This window comes from Rhodopseudomonas sp. B29, from assembly GCF_000333455.1.
Lineage (GTDB): Bacteria > Pseudomonadota > Alphaproteobacteria > Rhizobiales > Xanthobacteraceae > Rhodopseudomonas.
Genome location: NZ_BADD01000151.1, coordinates 1 through 1,734, shown reverse-complemented (window position 1 = coordinate 1,734; position 1,734 = coordinate 1). Strand labels below are relative to the sequence as shown.

The window sequence follows — 1,734 nt, the reverse complement described above, 5'->3', positions numbered from 1 at the left end:
TGAATTTCGGGAAATAGATGCCGAAGGAGGCGTTGGACACGCTTTGCGTCAGCACGCTGAGCATGATCAGGCCCGGCACGATGAAGGTGCCGTAGCTGACGCCCTCGACCTGATCGATGCGCGAGCCGATCGCGGCGCCGAACACGATGAAATACAGCGACGTCGACAGCACCGGCGACACAATGCTCTGCATCAGCGTCCGCCAGGTCCGCGCCATTTCGAACAGATAGATCGCGCGGATCGCCCGCAAATTCATCTCAGGCCCTCAGCAGACTGACGAAGATCTCTTCCAGCGAGCTCTGGCTGGTGTCGAGATCGTTGAAGCGGATGCCGGCGGCACGCACATCGCCGAGCAGCGAGGTGATGCCGGTGTGCTCGGCGCGGGTGTCGTAGGTGTAGACCAACGACAGGCCGTCAGCGGATAGCGCGAGGTCGTAGTTCGCCAGTTCGGGCGGGACCGCCGGCAGCGGCTCGGCGAGATGCAGCTTCAACTGCTTCTTGCCGAGCTTGCGCATCAGCGCGGCTTTCTCCTCGACCAGCACCAGTTCGCCGTTGTTGATGACGCCGACGCGGTCGGCCATCTCCTCGGCTTCTTCAATGTAGTGCGTGGTCAGGATGATGGTGACGCCGGACTGCTGCAGTTCGCGCACCACTTCCCACATGCCCTTGCGCAGTTCGACATCCACGCCTGCGGTCGGCTCGTCGAGAAACAGCACCTGCGGCTCGTGGCTCAGCGCCTTGGCGATCATCACGCGGCGCTTCATGCCGCCCGACAGCGTCATGATCTTGCTGTCCTTGCGCTCCCACAGCGACAACGACCGCAGCACCTTCTCGATATGCGCCGGGTTCTTCGGCTTACCGAACAGGCCGCGCGAAAAAGTGACAGTGTCCCACACCGACTCGAACGCGTCGGTGTGCAGCTCCTGCGGCACCAGTCCGATCAGCGACCGCGCCGCGCGATAATCACGCACGATGTCGTGGCCGCCGACCGTGATGCTGCCCGAGGTCGGATTGACCAGCCCGCAGATCGTCCCGATCAGCGTCGTCTTGCCGGCACCGTTCGGCCCCAGCAGCGCGAAGATCTCGCCCGCCATGATGTCGAGGTTGACGGAATTCAGCGCCTTGCGGCCGGTGCCGTAGACCTTGTCGAGATTGTTGACGGAAATGATCGGGGCCATGCGGGCTCGAAGGCGTGGGACAGGAAAGGGCAGCAGAACGCGGCCGCCGGGCGGGCGGGTTACATAAGGACGGACAAGGGCGGGCGCAACCGACAGGGGAGATGAAGGGGGCGGGAATCTTTCAAGCGAATGAGGCCGGGTCATCAAGCCGAGGCTCGTTCAATCTCCCTGTCTTCTCCTCCGTCATTGCGAGGAGCGCTGCGACCAAGCAATCGAGCACCGAGCTCCTGGATTGCTTCGCCTTCGGCTCGCAATGACGTTGGAATTCCGTGCGCTATTCTGCGGCGTCGGCGCGGGTAGGAGCTTCGATCAGTGCGACGATGTAGTCTCGAACGTCATCAGCGACTTCGGGATCGGCCTTCAGCTCCGTCAGCGTGCGGGGCTTCGGCAGTGGTCTGCCGTCATGCTCCATCGCATCGAGGTACAAAGCCAGAGCCTCTGGTGCATTGCGAAGCGCTTCGTCGATACTGTCTCCCGCGGAGATACAACCCGGTAGATCGGGGAACCAGACCCCAACCGCGGTGTCCGGCCCGGCATCTTCGATTATGGCGACGTA

2 protein-coding genes and 1 pseudogene are annotated in these 1,734 nt (G+C 62.7%); all 3 read right to left on the bottom strand.

Annotation, left to right across the window (positions count from 1 at the left end):
• Nucleotides 1-256: pseudogene (locus I5M_RS05645) on the bottom strand (sugar ABC transporter permease); the annotation flags it as partial.
• Nucleotide 257: 1 nt separating this feature from the next.
• Complete coding sequence (locus I5M_RS05640) at nucleotides 258-1,178, bottom strand: ABC transporter ATP-binding protein (protein WP_022720513.1); 921 nt, start codon at nucleotides 1,176-1,178, stop codon at nucleotides 258-260.
• A gap of 274 nt (nucleotides 1,179-1,452) precedes the next feature.
• Nucleotides 1,453-1,734, bottom strand: a 282-nt coding sequence (locus I5M_RS05635; protein WP_022720512.1) for a type II toxin-antitoxin system HicB family antitoxin, incomplete at its 5' end; no start/stop codon positions are given.

What these genes read in the sequence shown, in the direction of transcription:
- I5M_RS05640 (WP_022720513.1), bottom strand. Translation starts at nt 1,178, where the DNA reads ATGGCCCCGATCATTTCCGTCAACAATCTCGACAAGGTCTACGGCACC.